This is a genomic window from Arthrobacter sp. SPT-J7, from assembly GCF_059089965.1.
Map to the genome: position 1 here is coordinate 1 of NZ_JBNHFF010000462.1, position 1,171 is coordinate 1,171.

Here is a 1,171-nt window from a genome sequence, read left to right on the forward strand (position 1 = left end):
TGATCAGTTCGCTGGTGACGCCCGGGATGGGATCCTCGCGCGCGGGATAGATATCCAGGATGGCGGCCGAATCGGCCAACTGCAGCGCCTGGGCAAACGCCCATACTGGTGCCTGCCCTTCCCGGCCAAGTCGGGGATGACGGAGGGCTTCCCCTAGGCCCCGGTTCTGCTCCCGCAGAGCGTACAGCGACGGACACCGGATCAACGGCAGAGACTTCGGACACGGCGCTGGGTACCGGGCCGGCATCTGTCTTCGCCGCAGAAGTATCATCTCTGGGTGCCTCAGCGACTGAAGCCCTTTTTCAATCTTCGGGTACACGACCGGGCGGCAGCGGCCCAACGGCCAGTTCCGCCTTCTCGGGCAGCGTGTCGCTTTCGATGACGGGTGAATCGCCCGGCGCGGTTGATCCTGCACCTCCTCCCGGCCCGGTCCCGGCAGCTCCCGGCGTTTCCGGTACAGGCAGTGGCGCGTCCTCAGCTGCAGGTGGTTCCGGTTCAGCAGCCTGGCTGAACCCCTTTGACCTTCATCTTCCCCTGGCCGGTTCTTCCCGTGCCGGTGAGCTCTCAGAGCACGCTCCTGCGCCAGTGTCATTTGACCCCGGTTCTTCTCCTGACTAGTTGAGTCCCCTGCTGCCATTCGTCGGCGGCATACGGGCTTACGGGCAGCTAATCAGCGCCCTCACCTCAACTATTTGTCAGGAGACACAAATCATGAGTTCCAACTTTCGCAGAGGGCTGCTTGGCACCCTCTTTGCCGGCGGCCTGCTGGCCTTAGGCTGCACCGCGGCAAACGCCTCGGAAACCACCAGCGAGCCCGATCTTCCCGAGTCCGCATTCACCGCTTCAGCGGACGTCGCACTTGGCACCGGAACCCTGGCCGGGACCGGCCAGGGCAACACCACCGATCTCGCAGCGGCAGCCATGGTTGACCTTCATCTTGGAAATATTGGCGTTACCGACGGGGGCATCGCCGATGCAACCGTCGCCGCTGACGCTGCGCTGGGTCTCGGCAACGTCCTGGGAAGCTGGGAAGGAACCCCGAGTGATGTCCGGACCGTCGTGGACGCGGTCGTTGACCTGGACCTGGGCGGTCACAGCACCGACGGCACCACCGGCGGGACCGGCGCGGTCGTGGACGCCGTCGTAGACCTGGACCTGGGCGGTCACAGCA

General features: G+C 64.9%; 2 pseudogenes. One reads left to right on the forward strand and one right to left on the reverse strand.

Annotated features, from left to right (window positions below):
- A pseudogene (locus AC5RWX_RS33595) lies at nucleotides 1-205 on the reverse strand (UDP-N-acetylmuramate--L-alanine ligase); the annotation flags it as partial.
- A gap of 506 nt (nucleotides 206-711) precedes the next feature.
- Between AC5RWX_RS33595 and AC5RWX_RS33600 the strand changes: the two are divergent.
- Nucleotides 712-1,171: pseudogene (locus AC5RWX_RS33600) on the forward strand (hypothetical protein); the annotation flags it as partial.